13 protein-coding genes and 1 riboswitch are annotated in these 13,663 nt (G+C 66.1%); of the genes, 9 read left to right on the top strand and 4 right to left on the bottom strand.

Features of this window, described 5'->3' with window-relative positions:
* Complete coding sequence (locus tag C8C93_RS11000; protein WP_121506923.1) at positions 1-759, top strand: sulfite exporter TauE/SafE family protein; 759 nt, start codon at positions 1-3, stop codon at positions 757-759.
* Between the two features lie 78 nt (positions 760-837).
* Here the strand turns inward: C8C93_RS11000 and C8C93_RS25570 are convergent, their stop codons facing one another.
* Complete coding sequence (locus tag C8C93_RS25570; protein ID WP_255424283.1) at positions 838-969, bottom strand: hypothetical protein; 132 nt, start codon at positions 967-969, stop codon at positions 838-840.
* A 10-nt stretch (positions 970-979) separates the two neighbouring features.
* On the opposite strand from C8C93_RS25570, the gene C8C93_RS10995 reads away from it, so the two are divergent.
* Both C8C93_RS10995 and C8C93_RS10990 read left to right on the top strand, forming a co-directional pair.
* The gene (locus C8C93_RS10995; protein WP_121506922.1) at positions 980-2,278 is read left to right on the top strand and encodes an HD-GYP domain-containing protein; all 1,299 of its coding nucleotides are present in this window, start codon (positions 980-982) and stop codon (positions 2,276-2,278) included.
* Positions 2,275-4,719 carry a bifunctional diguanylate cyclase/phosphodiesterase gene (locus C8C93_RS10990; RefSeq protein ID WP_121506921.1) on the top strand — a complete coding sequence of 815 codons (2,445 nt, stop codon included), beginning with the start codon at positions 2,275-2,277 and terminating at the stop codon, positions 4,717-4,719. The genes C8C93_RS10995 and C8C93_RS10990 overlap by 4 nt, the downstream gene beginning before the upstream one ends.
* Before the next feature lie 53 nt (positions 4,720-4,772).
* Here C8C93_RS10990 and C8C93_RS10985 read toward each other — a convergent pair whose 3' ends face one another.
* From C8C93_RS10985 to C8C93_RS10975, 3 genes are all read right to left on the bottom strand, one after another.
* Positions 4,773-5,588, bottom strand: a complete 816-nt coding sequence (locus C8C93_RS10985; protein ID WP_055395215.1) for a sulfite exporter TauE/SafE family protein — start codon at positions 5,586-5,588, stop codon at positions 4,773-4,775.
* A gap of 399 nt (positions 5,589-5,987) precedes the next feature.
* The gene (locus tag C8C93_RS10980; protein ID WP_121506920.1) at positions 5,988-6,359 is read right to left on the bottom strand and encodes a cell division protein ZapA; all 372 of its coding nucleotides are present in this window, start codon (positions 6,357-6,359) and stop codon (positions 5,988-5,990) included.
* Positions 6,356-6,586 (bottom strand): hypothetical protein, encoded by a 231-nt coding sequence (locus C8C93_RS10975; RefSeq protein WP_055395219.1) that lies wholly within the window; start codon positions 6,584-6,586, stop codon positions 6,356-6,358. The genes C8C93_RS10980 and C8C93_RS10975 overlap by 4 nt, the downstream gene beginning before the upstream one ends.
* A 36-nt stretch (positions 6,587-6,622) precedes the next feature.
* Positions 6,623-6,862: riboswitch (cobalamin riboswitch) on the top strand.
* An 80-nt stretch (positions 6,863-6,942) separates the two neighbouring features.
* Between C8C93_RS10975 and C8C93_RS10970 the strand changes: the two genes are divergently transcribed.
* The 6 genes from C8C93_RS10970 to C8C93_RS10945 all read left to right on the top strand — a co-directional run bounded on the left by C8C93_RS10970 (position 6,943) and on the right by C8C93_RS10945 (position 13,656).
* The gene (locus C8C93_RS10970) at positions 6,943-8,826 is read left to right on the top strand and encodes a TonB-dependent receptor domain-containing protein (protein WP_121508746.1); all 1,884 of its coding nucleotides are present in this window, start codon (positions 6,943-6,945) and stop codon (positions 8,824-8,826) included.
* Between the two features lie 142 nt (positions 8,827-8,968).
* Positions 8,969-10,330, top strand: coding sequence for a cobyrinate a,c-diamide synthase (locus C8C93_RS10965; RefSeq protein ID WP_121506919.1), 1,362 nt, complete (start codon positions 8,969-8,971; stop codon positions 10,328-10,330).
* The gene (locus tag C8C93_RS10960; protein WP_121506918.1) at positions 10,327-10,929 is read left to right on the top strand and encodes a bifunctional adenosylcobinamide kinase/adenosylcobinamide-phosphate guanylyltransferase; all 603 of its coding nucleotides are present in this window, start codon (positions 10,327-10,329) and stop codon (positions 10,927-10,929) included. Before C8C93_RS10965 ends, C8C93_RS10960 begins: the two co-directional genes overlap by 4 nt.
* Positions 10,929-11,831 (top strand): ABC transporter substrate-binding protein, encoded by a 903-nt coding sequence (locus C8C93_RS10955; protein ID WP_121506917.1) that lies wholly within the window; start codon positions 10,929-10,931, stop codon positions 11,829-11,831. Before C8C93_RS10960 ends, C8C93_RS10955 begins: the two co-directional genes overlap by 1 nt.
* Complete coding sequence (locus tag C8C93_RS10950) at positions 11,828-12,862, top strand: iron ABC transporter permease (RefSeq protein ID WP_121506916.1); 1,035 nt, start codon at positions 11,828-11,830, stop codon at positions 12,860-12,862. Before C8C93_RS10955 ends, C8C93_RS10950 begins: the two co-directional genes overlap by 4 nt.
* On the top strand, positions 12,859-13,656 hold the full coding sequence (locus tag C8C93_RS10945; protein WP_121506915.1) for an ABC transporter ATP-binding protein: 798 nt from the start codon (positions 12,859-12,861) through the stop codon (positions 13,654-13,656). The genes C8C93_RS10950 and C8C93_RS10945 overlap by 4 nt, the downstream gene beginning before the upstream one ends.
* The last annotated feature ends 7 nt before the right edge of the window (positions 13,657-13,663 follow it).

Below are 13,663 nucleotides of genomic sequence, written 5' to 3'. Positions count from 1 at the left end.
ATGATTGCTACGGTCGCCTCAACCGCCTTGCTGATGGGACTCGTGGGCGGGTCCCATTGTTTGGCCATGTGTTCTGCGCCTTGTGGGGCATTGATCGGGCAGGGCGGTGGGGGCATGGCGTCCACAGCCGGTGGCGATATGCAGCCCCTGGCAACTCCCCAGACGGTGCAGACAGTGCAGTGGGTGCCCCGTGGCGGTGTCATTCGGCGCGCCGTCGCTTTTCATGCTGGCCGCTTGGCCGGGTACGCTTTGGCGGGTGGCTTGGCTGCATGGGCCATGGACAGCCTGGCATGGGTGACCCAGCAGACCGTGGCACTTCGCCCTGCGTGGACCCTGATGCATGTTGCGGTGATGGCGTGGGGTTTGATGATGGTGATCCAGGCGCGCCAGCCCCTGTGGGTAGAGCAGGCGGGCCGTACCGTATGGGCGCGTGTGCGGCCTCTGGTCAGTGCACCAGGCGGGGTTCTGGTTGCTGGTGGGCTTTGGGCCTTGATGCCCTGTGGCCTGCTCTACTCAGCGCTGCTCGTGGCTGCGCTGAGCGGAGGGCCTCTGGAAGGGGCGCTCAGCATGGCGCTTTTTGGCCTGGGCAGTGGTGTGTGGCTGGTCGGCGGGCCCTTGGTGTGGATTCGGCTGAAAGCAGGGGTCAATGCGAAACGTGCGGACTGGGGAACGCGCATCGCAGGAGGTTTGCTGTGCGCAGTGGCCAGCTGGGCACTCTGGATGGACCTGATCTACAAACCGTCGTTGTGGTGCCGCTAGCCAGCAGTTCCCCGATTCGCAAGCTGCGGTGCGACGGGGTTCGGAAGGCCTCGTAAATCCATGTCTATACAAGGGTGATCAACGCTTGCCCTTGGTGAGAAAGGCAAGTGTTGCCGTGCCGCTGCGGCGCAGGCGCACTCCTTCGACAAGACCCTCGATCTGGCGATAATCTGTGTAACTATTGGTGGCATTGACGTCGCCATGTTTCACACGCCTTGAAGTGAACTCCTCCATCCTCATCGACATCAGCCAACTGCGTGTCGGCATGTACATCCAGCTCGACGTGGGTTGGTTGCACCATCCGTTCCCGGTGAGCAGCTTTCGTGTGGCGGCAGCGGAGCAGATTGCCACCTTACGTGAGCTGGGGCTCACCGAGGTGCGGTACTTTCCCAAAAAGAGCGATCCAGAACTGAGGGAACTCGTGCCTGCAGCCTGGAGCGTGCCGGAAATGAAGGCATCGTCTTCGAGTGCTCCTGAGGCTGCGACAGCTACTGCCACGGTGGACCCAGAGGCGCAGCGCAGGCGTGAATTGCTGGAGGCCCAGAACCGGACGCTGGCGGCCTGCAATCAGCGGTTTGGGGAGGCCACGCGGCAATACCAGGCGCTGGAGCGTGTCGTCTCGGAGCACCCCGACCAGGCCCGGACCAAAGGCGAAACGCTGGTGTCAGGTTGCGTGGCCGAACTCCTGGAAAACGGTGATTCTGTCATCCGGCTGTTGTCGGAAGGTGTGGGCGAGCGCAATGCCCTGCACCCGATCAACGTGATGGTGATCTCTTTGCTGCTGGGCCGTGCGTTGGGCATGAAAAGCGCCGAGCTGCACGACCTTGGCATTGCCGCGCTCATTCATGATCTGGGCAAGCTCAAGCTGCCGCCGAATCTCAGGCAACCTACGCCCTCCATGATTCCGATGGAGCGTACGCGTTACGAGACCCATGTGGCTGAGTCCGTGACACTGGCCACGCGCATGGGGCTGCCCGAACCTGTGATTACCGCCGTTGCTCGGCACCATGAGATGGCCGATGGCAGTGGGTTTCCACTGCGGTTGTCGGGGTCCGATCTGGGGCGCGCGAGCCAGGTGCTCGCCCTCGTCAATCGCTACGATCGCATGTGCAATCCCGCCAATGGAGTGGATGCGCTCACACCCCACGAGGCTTTGTCGGTCATCTTTGCACAGCTCAAGGCGCGCTTTGATTCCGTGGTGCTCGGGGCGTTCATCCGCATGATGGGGGTGTACCCGCCGGGCTCCATCGTCCAGCTGGTGAACGACCGCTATGCGATTGTTGCCTCGGTCAACTCTTCGCGCCCGCTGCGGCCCAAGGTCATCGTCCATGACTCCCGGGTGCCCAAGGATGAGGCTCCCATCCTGGACCTGGAAACTGTGCCCGAGCTGGGTATCCGGCGCAGCCTCAAGCCTGCGCAACTGCCGCGCGATGCGCTGGACTACCTCTCTCCGCGGCAGCGTATCTGTTACTTTTTCGAGCGTGCGGTCAGCCCCGGTCCCGAAGAGGCAGGGTCGTGACCGTTTCGCAGTCCCACGGCTGGCTCGACGGTTTACAGGAGGCCGTCTGGCTGGTCGATGAGACCAGCCTGCTCATCCTTCACGCGAATGCCGCCGCGCAGCGGCTGGTGGGCTTGCCTGTGGCCGAGATGGTGGGTACGCCCGTGTTGCGTCTGGCCTCCACACCGCAGGACATGGCGTTCTGGGGAGAATCGGCCCAGGTGGTTGCAGATGGCATTCATTCCCACACCAGCCTTTTGCGCGCTGACGGCACCCTGGTTCCGGTCAATCGTCAGGTGACGCGCGTTCCTGCAGAGGTCGCTTCTGGCACGGTCTTCATGCTGACCATGCTGGATCGCAGTGTCCAGGAATCGACCGAGCGCGAGCTGGAAACTTTGCTGTCTGAGCTGCGCGCCACGCTGGATTCTGCCGCTGACGGCATGCTCGTGTGCAGCCTCGATGGCCGGGTGCGGGCTTTCAATCAGCGGCTTGCGCAACTGTGGAATATTCCGCGCGATTTGCTGGTGCGGCGCGACGATGCGGCTGTCTATGCGCACATGGAGGCCCAGGTTGAGGACGCACGTGCCTATGCGGAGCGTTTGGCTGCCATCGCCCGAGAGCCGATGCAGGAGAGCACCGACATTCTGGTGTTGCGAAATGGCTTGGTGCTGGAGTTGCGCACCGTGCCGCAGTTCAGCCAGGGGCGGCCCGTGGGGCGGGTGTATTCGTACCGGGACATCACCCGCCAGACCGAGATACAGGCCAGCCTGAGACTGGCCGCACGGGTGTTCGAGTCCAGCCTGGACGCCATCTTCATCGCCGACAGCCAGCACCGGGTCTTGCGCATGAACCCAGGCTGCGAGCGGCTGGTGGGGCCGTCTGCCAAATCGTTTGAAGGGTGCCTGGCGGCGTCGTTGTTCGGTGGTGGGTCGGACGCGGCTTTCATGGAGCAGGTGCTGCAGGGGTGGGCCAAGGAGGGTTTCTGGGAAGGCGAGCTGTGGCTGCCCCGTGACAACGGCACCTATTGCGCAGTGCAGTTGTCATGGGTGGCGCTGCGCGACGACGAAGAGCGTCTGGTGCAGAGCATCGGCTTCATGCGGGATCTGACGCTGCAGCACGCCGCCCAGAAGCGCATTGAGGAGCTGGCCTACAGCGACGTACTCACGGGCCTGCCCAACCGTCTGCTGTTGTCGCAGCGTGTGGACACTGCCATCCAGGGGGCGCGCCAGAGCGACACGGGCTTTGCGATCCTGTTTCTGGATCTCGACCGCTTCAAGATCATCAATGACTCCCTCGGCCACCCTTTCGGTGACCGTGTGCTGCAACTGGTGGCCGAGCGCCTGCAGGCCTGCCTGCGCCAGACGGACATGTTGTGTCGACTGGGTGGCGATGAATTTGTCATCTACCTGCATGGCGGTGATGCCCTGGTGGCTGAGAGCGTGGCGCGCCGCATCCTGGACGACATGCTCAAGCCCTTCATGCTTGACGGCATGGGCTTCTCCATCCAGTGCAGCATCGGCATGGCGCTGTACCCACAGGACGGTGCGACGCTGGACGATCTCATCAAGCAGGCTGACACGGCCATGTACCGTGTCAAAGAGCGCGGCCGGGGTAGCTATGGCTTTTACCAGCCGCAGATGAATGCCAATCTGCTGTCGCGCATGCAGATGGAGCATGCGATGCGCCAGGCGCTGGGGCTTGACCGCATGGCAGTGCACTACCAACCACAGGTCAACATGGCCACCGGGCGCATCACGGGGGCCGAAGCGCTGATCCGCTGGACCGACCCGGAGTTCGGTGCAGTATCACCTGGGCAGTTCATCCCCCTGGCGGAGGAGTCTGGCTACATCGTGACGCTGGGCGCGTGGGTCATGGAGCAGGCCGTGCGTGAGGCGGCGGTGTGGATGCACAGTGGCATGCCGATCATGATTTCCGTGAACGTGTCTGCGCTGGAGTTCCGGCAGCCTGATTTCGTGGACCGCATCACCCGGCTACTGGCGGTGCACCAGTTGCCGCCCACGCTGCTGGAGCTGGAGCTGACGGAAACCATCCTGCTGCAGGATGCACAGGAAATGGAGCAGCGCCTGCGTGTGCTCGCCGGGCTTGGCATTGGACTCGCCATCGACGATTTCGGCACCGGGTATTCCAGCCTGGCGTACCTGAAGAAGCTGCCGATCCACAAGCTCAAGATCGACCAGTCCTTTGTGCGTGGCCTGCCCGACGATGATGGAGACCGGGCCATCGTGAGTGCCATCATCAGCATGGGGCGTGCCATGCACATTGAGGTGGTGGCAGAGGGGGTGGAAACAGAAACCCAGCAGGCGGTGTTGCTGCAGATGCAGTGCGACCACTACCAGGGATTTCTCTGCGCGCCAGGGCTTCCTGCCCAGGAGTTTCGCGCCATGCTTGCCAGGCCCTTGCCTTTGAAAGCGCGGGGCCGGCGCAGTTCTGTCCAGAACTAAGGCAACCTGGTGCTACGGCACCCCCCGGTAGTATGGAGGTCGACCAGAGACGCTTAAAACGCCGCGATGCCCTTCCAGAGCATGTACGCCGCCAGTCCGAACAACAGCGATGCGAATACACGCTTGAGCTGCTTGACTGGCAGGCTGTGTGCTGCTTTGGCGCCCAGTGGCGCGGTGAGCACGCTGCAGGTCGCTATCACGGCCAGGGCGGGGAGCCAGATGTAGCCCAGCGAGGCGGTTGGCAAGCCCTCCACGTTCTGCCCTCCGATCACATAGCCCACCACGTTGGCCAGTGCGATGGGAAAACCCAGCGCCGCACTGGTGGCTACCGCATTGTGGATGGGCACGTTGCACCAGGTCATGAACGGCACGCTCACGAACCCGCCACCAGCACCCACCAGGCCCGACAGGAATCCGATCACGCCACCTGCCGCCACCTGGCCTGCACCACCGGGCATCTGGCGCGTGGGGGCAGGTTTTTTGTCCAGAAACATCTGCGTGGCCGAAAAACTCACGAACAACGCGAAGAAGATGGCAAGGAACGAACCCTTGAGCAGCGCAAACACGCCCAGGCTCGCAATGAAACCACCGAGCACGATGCCAGGCGCCAGCCGCTTGACGATGTCCCAGCGCACGGCGCCGCGCTGGTGGTGGGCCCGCACACTGGAGATCGACGTGAACATGATGGTGGCCATCGAGGTGGCAATCGCCATCTTCACCGCCAGATCGGGTGCGACCTTTTGCGCGCCCAGGATGTAGGTCAAGAACGGGACCAGCAGCATCCCGCCGCCAATGCCCAGTAGGCCCGCCAGAAAACCTGTGGCCAGGCCCAGGACACCGAGTTCAACAATCAGCAGGGGATCGAGCATGGCGCGACGTCAGACAAAGGGGTGGAAAGAGGGGAGGGAAGGCGGGGAGATGCCCTGTCGGAGATGCTGCAGCGTGGGGTTGCGTGGACAGGGGCATGGGGAAGAAGGTGTCTGCGAATGCCACCGGACTCTCATCCTGAACCGGGGGTTCAGGTGGGCGAGGGCAGCCAAGCGTTGGGTTCATCTGACGCGAGATGATCACGCTCACCGGGCAATGTACCAAGCCCGAGCTCGTTGAGCATTGGTTCAAGGAAATATAAAGCCTGGCGGCTTCGCAGACACCGCCATTGTAGGCGCTGCCTGCACGGGTTGAGTGTTTGGGGCCATGTAAAGCCCGTAAGCTTTGAGGGGTGCAGATCGGGGGCAATCCGGCAGGCTTGGCGCTGTGCTGGGGGGCTGTCAAAGAAGGCGGCCGTCGTCGCCCAATGCCTGATCCAATCGCTGCACCAGGGCATGAAGGCGCTGCTGGTCTTCGTCGGGTAGGAGGGTTTCCTGCGTACCCGTGCTGGCAGCGGTTGCGATGGTGGGGCTGGCCGTTTTGGCGGCGGCACCTGCTGCCAGGTCGGCAGCCTCGCGGTCGGCGATTTCGAAAGCCAGGTTCAAGGCCGCCAGCACCGCAATGCGTTCGCGGGCGCGGACCTTGCCCGCATCGCGGATGCGGATCATCGCGGTATCGACACGCTCCACAGCATCCAGCAGGCGGCTTTCGTGGCCCTCGGGGCAGGTCAGCAGGTAGCTTTGCTGCAGGATCTGCACCTCGATTTGCTTCATTCGGCTTCCTTGGTGACAGCGGCAGGGGCTGCGGCGGGCAGGCGCTCCAGCAGTGCATCCACGCGGGCGCGGGCGGCACTGAGGCGGGATTTGAGGGAGTCCCGTTCTTGCGTCAGCGCGGCCACCTGATCGGTCAGCAGCGCGTTGGTGCGTTGCAGTTCTGCGTGGCGCAGCAGCAGGCGGTCGACGCGCTCGGCGATCTGGTCAGTGGGGGACGGTGTTGCCATACAGCCCCCGATTGTAGGGTTGCAGGCTGTAAACAGCCGTAAAATCGCGCGGTTGGTGCTCGCGGTGTGGTTCACATGCCGCAGTTCAACGGGAAGCAGGGAGGCGCAGTACCACCGGTACACGCCCAGCCTGCGCTGCCCCCGCAACGGTCAGCGGACGAGTCTTTCGACTCTCTCTCCATCCATACGCCACTGAGCGCCTTGAACAAGCGCATGGGAAGGCATTGGGGGGGTGTTCCGCCAGCCCGGATACCGGCCAACACGGTGGCTGCGTGCGCCCTTTTTGGAGCTGCGCGGCTGTATCACCCACATGCTGGCGGGAGGCCGGCCCGGGTTGTTTGTTGACGATGATCCCCATGAAAATCCGTACCCTTCGTGCGCGCCCCGTGGCGCTGCTGCGCCTGCCTGCCCACCGTGTGGCCCTGTTGACCCTGGCGGTGGGCAGCGCCTGCAGTGCGCTGGCCCAGAGTGCCCCGGCAACCGGTGAACTGCTGGCCCAGAACCTGCGCGCGCCCTCGCTCGCCGAAACCGTGGTGGCCGCCACGCGCACGCCGCAGCCGCTGTCCGACCTGGTGGCCGACATCTCCATCGTGGACCGCGAAACCATCGAAAGCAGTGGCGCCACCGGCCTTGCCGACCTGCTGGCCCGTCTGCCGGGCGTGGAGTTCTCGCGCAATGGCGGCCCGGGTGCCACCACGGGTGTATTTCTGCGCGGTGCTGAATCGCGCTTCACAGCGGTATATATCGACGGGGTGCGCATCGATTCGCAGTCCACCGGGGGGGCGCCGTGGGAGAGCATTCCGCTCGGCCTCATCGATCGCATCGAAGTGCTGCGCGGCCCCGCAGGCGCCGTATACGGATCGGATGCCATGGGCGGCGTGGTGCAGATTTTCACCAAGCGCGGCGAGAACGGCACGGCGCCGTATGTGGGCGTGGGCATTGGCAACCACAACACCACCAAGGTGGAGGCCGGCATCAGCGGGGCCAGCGGCACCGTGGACTACGCGCTGGGCTTTGCGCGCGATGACAGCAAGGGCTTCAACGCCCGCACGGTGGCCACCCAGAACCCTGACCGCGACGGCTATCGCAGCACGGCAGGCCATGCCCGCGTGGGCCTGCAGGTCGATGCGGCGCACCGGCTGGAGGGAACGCTCATGGTCAATGACTCCAACAGCGGCTACGACAGCGGGCTGGGCAAGGACGACCGCAATCTGCACACCATGCACGCCCTGGGCCTCAACTGGATTGCCCAGTGGAGCAGCGCCTACAAGACGCGCCTGTCCATCACCGACTCGCGCGATGAATACGAAACCCGCCCCTCGCCCTACCTGAGCGACACGCGCCTGCGTGGCTACTACTTCCAGAACGAATGGCGCCAGGGCGCGCACCTGGTCACGGCCGCGTTGGAGCGCCGTGAAGACCGCCTCGAAAACGCCCCCATCGATGCCAAACGCTCGCAGGACGCGCTGGCCCTGGGCTACGGCTACAACGCTGCAGGCCACACCGTGCAGCTCAACCTGCGCCACGATTCCGACAGCGAGTTTGGCGGCAAGAGCACCGGCAGCGTGGCCTACGGCTACGCCATCACACCGCAGTGGCGCGCTACGGCATCGGTGGGCACGGCCTTCCGCGCGCCCACGCTGTACCACCGCTTCAGCGAATACGGCGTGGCCACGCTGCGCCCGGAAAGCAGCCGCAATGCCGAAGTGGCGCTGCGCTACGCCCAGGGCAACAGCACGTTCTCGGCCACGCTGTTTCGCAACCGTGTGAGCAACCTGATTTCGTTCTCTGGCCCCGGCACCTGCCTGTCGGACTTTGGCTGCTACGCCAACACGGCCCGGGCCGAATACAAGGGCGTGACGTTTGCGGGATCGCACCGTGTGGGTGATGTGCAACTGCACGGCTCCATCGACCTGCAGCGCCCGCGTGACCTGGACACCGGCAAGCAGCTGGCGCGCCGTGCCAAGCAGCACGCTACCTTCGGCGCGGACACCCGCCTGGGGGGCTGGACCGTGGGCGCGGAGGTGCAGGCATCAGGCCGCCGTTTCGACACCGTGGCCAACACCAATGTGCTGGGCGGCTATGCGCTGGTCAACCTGTACGCCAGCACCCGCATTGCCCGCGACTACACGCTGCTGGCGCGCATCGACAACCTGGCCGACAAGGACTACCAGCTGGCCCGCACCTATGCCACCGCAGGCCGCACGGTGTACGTCGGTGTGAAGTGGGCACCTCAATGAAGCCCCCCCTGAGTCGCTGCGCGCCTTCCCCCCGGAGGGGGGACGCCACCCGTGGCCTGGCGGAGCCAGTTCCACGGTGGCACTGGCTTGGGGCGCGCCAGTTTCGTCGGCCGCTGGGTGAGTACCGCACTGTGGGTGGGGTGTGACACGCTGTCCCGCGCTGCTGATTGCAGCCCCGGCCTCGGGACAAGGCAAGACCACCGTCACCGCCGCCCTGGCGCGCCTGCACACACGCCAGGGGCGGCGCGTGCGGGTTTTCAAGTGCGGGCCGGATTTTCTGGACCCGCACTGGCACCTGCTGGCCAGCGGGGCGCCAGTGCACCAGCTCGATTTGTGGATGAACGGTGAGGCCGACTGCGCGCAGCGACTGCACGACGCCGCCGTCGAGTCGGACCTGATCCTCATCGAAGGCGTGATGGGCCTGTTTGACGGCAGCCCCAGCGCGGCCGACCTGGCCCGGCACTTTGGTGTGCCGGTGCTGGCGGTGGTCGATGCCTCGGCCATGGCGGGCACGTTTGGCGCGCTGGCCTATGGCCTGCGCCACTACCGGCCGGGCCTGCCCTGGGCGGGGGTGCTGGCCAACCGCGTAGGCAGCGCGCGCCATGCCGACATGTTGCGTGACGGCTTGCAAGATGCCGACGACTGGATGGGCGCGCTGATGCGGGTGCAGCCAGGCAATGCGCCTTTAGCCGCCAAGGCCGGTGCGGCGCTGCTGCCCGAGCGCCACCTGGGCCTGGTGGCCGCGCACGAGCTGGACGACAGCCTGCAGCGGCTGGACGCAGCGGCCGATGCCCTGGCCGCTACACCCCTGGGCCAGATGACGCTGGAGGACCTGCAGCGCTGGGCCGTGGACTTTCCGGCGCCTGCATCCACGGTTGCCGTGCCTGCTTTGCTCGCAGGCCGTACGGTGGCCGTGGGGCGTGATGCGGCGTTCTGCTTCATCTACGCTGCCAACGTGCAATGCCTGGAGCAGATGGGCGCGAGCGTGGTGTTCTTCTCGCCCTTGCACGATGCGGTGCTGCCCGATTGCGACGCGGTGTGGCTGCCCGGCGGTTACCCCGAGCTGTACACCGCGAAGATCGCGGCCAACACCGGGATGCAAGCCAGCCTGCGCGCCCATGTGGCCGCAGGTAAACCGCTGTGGGCCGAGTGCGGCGGCATGATGGCGCTGTTTGAATCCATCACCCTGGCCGATGGCAGCACGGCCACTTTGTGGGGTCTGCTGCTCGGTCACGTCACCATGCAAAAGCGCCTGGCAGCGCTGGGGCCGCAGCAACTGACCGTGGCAGGACACACGTTGCGCGGCCACACCTTCCACTATTCGACCAGCGACAGCAGCGCCCCCGTGGTGGCCCGCACGGCGCGGCCCAACGAGGCGGTTGCGCCGGATGCGGGTGAAGCGTTGTACCAGCAGGGCAGCATCCATGCCAGCTACTTCCATGCGTGGTTCCCTTCGAGTCCAGAGGCGGTGGCGCATCTGCTGGGCGGTGAGAGCAAAGCATGACATCCGCGTCGCACCCCATCACTACCGAACTCATCCTGGGCGGTCAGAAAAGTGGCAAATCCCGCCGCGCTGAGCTGCTGGCACGCGACTGGCTGGCCCAGTCCGCCGACCACCGCGCCGTGCTGATCGCCACCGGGCAGGCCTGGGACGACGAGATGCGCGAGCGCATCGCCCGCCACCAGCGCGATCGTGCCGAGCGCGTGCCCGGCCTGCAGACGGTGGAAGAGCCGCACGACGTGGCCGCAGCCCTCACGCGGCTCAGCACGCCGCACACCCTGCTGGTGGTGGACTGCCTCACGCTGTGGCTCACCCACTGGACCATGCCCCTGGGCGCAGAGGCGATGATTTTTGAGCAAAAACAGGCTCTTGCGCGCGACTGGAAGGCGCAGGCTGCTATGTTTTTGGAAGCGGTTCGAAAATCCCCTGGCCCCGTTGTTCTGGTGGGCAACGAAATTGGCCTGGGGGTTATCCCGATGGGGCGCGAGGTGCGCGCCTTTGTGGATGCGCTCGGCACGCTCAACCAGCAGGTGGCGCAGGTGTGCCCCCGCGTGACGCTCATGGCGGCTGGCCTGCCGCTTACCTTGAAAGAACCTCGCTGATGAAACCCACCCCCGTGCGCCGCATCCTCTGGGTGATCGCCATCGTGATTGCGCTGGGCCTGCTCATGGCCGGCTTGGCGCGTGCGCAGCCCGTGCACATCAAGGACGACAAGGGCCGCGAGGTCTCGCTGCCCCGGCCGCCGCAGCGCATCGTGAGTCTGCTGCCCTCTTTGACCGAAAGCGTGTGCGAGCTGGAGCAATGCCACCGGCTCGTGGGGGTGGACCGCTATTCCAACTGGCCGGAGGCCGTGATTGCCAAACTGCCCAAGGTGGGGGGCGGGCTGGACCCGAGCATCGAGGCAGTCGTGGCACTCAAGCCCGATGTGGTGCTGATGTCCGTCAGCTCGCGCGCCAGTGACCGGCTGGAGGCGCTCGGCCTCACCGTGGTGCAGCTGGAGCCCAAGACGCATGCCGATGTGCGCCGCGTGCTGGGCACCGTGAGCGACCTGCTGGGCGTGCCCCGTGCGCAGGGGGCCGACCGCCTCTGGCGCGTGATCGACGCCGGCGTGGAGGCGGCAGCGCAATCTCTGCCGCCCAAGGCGCGGAATGCGCGGGTGTACTTTGAAGTGAGCCGGGGGCCGTACGGGGCGGGCGAAGCGTCTTTCATCGGCGAATCCCTCACCCGGCTGGGGGTGCGCAATGTGGTGCCCGCATCGCTGGGCCCGTTTCCGCGCCTGAACCCCGAGTTCGTCGTGCGCGCCAACCCCGACATCATCATGATCGGCAACCGCAGCATGCAGGCTATGGTGCCGTACCCCGGCTGGGCCACCATGCGCGCAATCCGCGAGAACCGGCTGTGCGTGTTTGGTCCTGGCGACTCCGATGTGGTGGTGCGCCCTGGGCCGCGCATGGCCGAAGCCGCGCGCATCATGGCACGCTGCCTGGTGGAAAAGGCCCCATGACCGGCGCTTCCATCGGTGTGCCCACCAGTTCCGCCACCCGCCGCGCCGCTTGGTGCGCTGCCTGGTTGCTGCTGGCCAGCGCCTTGCTGGCCCTGTGTGGCGCCAGCGTGGGCAGCACGGGTTTTGACAGCGTGCTGCGCATGCACGGCGACCCCGTGGCTTGGCAGATCGTGTGGGACATCCGCCTGCCGCGCACGCTGGGTGCGTGGCTGGCGGGTGCGCTGCTGGGCCTGTCGGGTGCGGTAGCGCAGGGGTTGTTTCGCAACCCACTGGCCGACCCGTACCTGCTGGGCAGCGCCTCGGGCGCAGCGCTGGGCGGGGCTGTCGCCATGGCGCTCTTTGGGGTGTCACCGGTGGCGGCGCAGTGGATGGCCCGCATCGGCATCACGGGCATGGCATTTTTGGGCGCGGCGGGGGCGGTGGTGCTCACGCTGCTGCTCGCCAAGGGTGTGCAGCACACGCTGCGCCTGCTGCTGGCGGGCGTGATCGTGGGCGTGGTGCTGGGCGCGCTGCGCGACCTGGTGGAGCTGGCCTCGCCCGACATCCTGCAGGCCATGCAGGCCTTCATCCTGGGCAGCACGGCCTTTGTGGGCTGGATGGCCTGTGTGCTCATGGCCGTGGCCTGGGGGCTGTGTTCGGTGGTCGCCTGGCTGCTGGCGCGTGCGCTCGACGGCCTCACGCTGGGCGAGGCCACGGCCGCCAGCCTGGGCCTGCCGCTCATGCCCATGCGCGCCGGGCTGGTGGCCGCCATGGCGCTGGCTACGGGCGCTGCCGTGGCGCAAACGGGGCTCATCGCCTTTGTGGGGCTGGCCGCCCCGCACTTGGTGCGTTCCATCGTGCGCGTGACACACGAACGGCACATCGTGCTCTCCAGCCTGATGGGCGCGGTGCTGCTGATGGCGGCCGACATCCTGGCGCGCTGGCTGCTGGCGCCGCAGGAGCTGCCCGTGGGCGTCCTCACGGCGGCCCTGGGCGGCACCTATCTGCTGTGGCTCATGCACCGGCGCACCTCGCAGGGGGGCGCACTATGAAATCAATAGCTATCAGTGCAAATGGAATAAGCGCCAGCATCGGGAATCGCTCGATATTGCAGGGCATTGACCTGCAATTGCCCGCCGGGCGCTGGACGAGCATCGTCGGCCCCAACGGCGCGGGCAAGTCCACCCTGCTCAAGGTGCTGGCGGGCCTGCTGCCGCGTGTGGCGGTGCAGGGCGACGTGTTGTTGCTCGGCCGCCCGCTGGTGCAGATTCCTGCGCGCGAACGCGCCCGCCAGCTCGCCTGGCTGGGCCAGAACGAAGGCTCGGCCGACGACCTGACCAGTTATGACGTGGCCATGCTCGGCCGCCTGCCGCACCAGGCCTGGCTGGCGCCGCCGGGTGCGGCCGACCACGCAGCGGTGGAGCAGGCGCTGCGCACCACGCAGGCCTGGGACTGGCGCCACCGCCCGCTGTCGCAGCTGTCGGGCGGCGAACGCCAGCGCGTGCTGCTGGCCCGCGCCCTGGCCGTGCAGGCGCAGGTACTGCTGATGGACGAGCCCCTGGCCAACCTCGACCCGCCCCACCAGACCGACTGGCTGCACACCATGCGTGCGCTGGTCGATGCGGGCGGCACGGTGGTCAGCGTGCTGCACGAGGTGTCGCTGGCACTGCAAGCCGACGACATGGTGGTGATGGCACAGGGCCGCGTGCTGCACCAGGGTGCCTGCGATGCGCCCGATACCCACGCCGCGTTGGAGAGCGTGTTTGACCACCGCATCCACGTGCGGCATCTGGATGGCATGTGGATGGCGCTGCCCTCCCTGCGACGCAAGAACAACAACCAATGAATGAAGG

The organism is Acidovorax sp. 93 (assembly GCF_003633835.1).
Classification (GTDB): Bacteria; Pseudomonadota; Gammaproteobacteria; order Burkholderiales; family Burkholderiaceae_C; genus Acidovorax; species Acidovorax facilis.
The sequence above is the reverse complement of the archived record's forward strand: the minus strand, read 5'-3'. Positions and strand labels throughout refer to the sequence as shown.

Bases quoted from the DNA above. Each gene is read 5' to 3' on its own strand.
- C8C93_RS11000 (WP_121506923.1), top strand. From the start codon at position 1: ATGATTGCTACGGTCGCCTCAACCGCCTTGCTGATGGGACTCGTGGGC.
- C8C93_RS10985 (WP_055395215.1), bottom strand. From the start codon at position 5,588: ATGCTCGATCCCCTGCTGATTGTTGAACTCGGTGTCCTGGGCCTGGCC.
- C8C93_RS10980 (WP_121506920.1), bottom strand. From the start codon at position 6,359: ATGAAGCAAATCGAGGTGCAGATCCTGCAGCAAAGCTACCTGCTGACC.
- C8C93_RS10975 (WP_055395219.1), bottom strand. From the start codon at position 6,586: ATGGCAACACCGTCCCCCACTGACCAGATCGCCGAGCGCGTCGACCGC.
- C8C93_RS10970 (WP_121508746.1), top strand. From the start codon at position 6,943: ATGAAAATCCGTACCCTTCGTGCGCGCCCCGTGGCGCTGCTGCGCCTG.
- C8C93_RS10960 (WP_121506918.1), top strand. From the start codon at position 10,327: ATGACATCCGCGTCGCACCCCATCACTACCGAACTCATCCTGGGCGGT.
- C8C93_RS10955 (WP_121506917.1), top strand. From the start codon at position 10,929: ATGAAACCCACCCCCGTGCGCCGCATCCTCTGGGTGATCGCCATCGTG.
- C8C93_RS10950 (WP_121506916.1), top strand. From the start codon at position 11,828: ATGACCGGCGCTTCCATCGGTGTGCCCACCAGTTCCGCCACCCGCCGC.
- C8C93_RS10945 (WP_121506915.1), top strand. From the start codon at position 12,859: ATGAAATCAATAGCTATCAGTGCAAATGGAATAAGCGCCAGCATCGGG.